Genomic DNA, 313 nt, shown 5'->3' on the forward strand with positions numbered 1-313 from the left:
GGCAAAGCTCCAGGCGCAGAAGGGTAATCAGCAGATCGACGTGATCATCGTCGACGACGGCCCGATGTATCAGGCGATCCAGCTCGGCTTCTGCGGCAAGCTCGACGGACTTCCGGCCGATATCTACGACACCGCCCGCTTCAAGGATGATCGCGCCGTGGCGATCGGCATCGTTGCGACCGGCCTGATGTACAACACCAAGGCATTTGCGGAGAAGGGCTGGGCGCCGCCGACCTCCTGGAACGACCTGAAGGATCCGAAATACCAGAAGCAGCTCGTCGTTCCGCCGATCAACAACACCTACGGCCTGGAG

General features: G+C 61.0%; 1 protein-coding gene. It reads left to right on the forward strand.

What is annotated here, in order from left to right; genetic code table 11:
• Positions 1-313: ABC transporter substrate-binding protein (locus OO68_RS49095; protein WP_033314757.1), on the forward strand; the 313-nt coding region annotated here is incomplete at both ends.

Source organism: Streptomyces iakyrus (assembly GCF_000717055.1).
Lineage (GTDB): Bacteria > Actinomycetota > Actinomycetes > Streptomycetales > Streptomycetaceae > Streptomyces > Streptomyces iakyrus.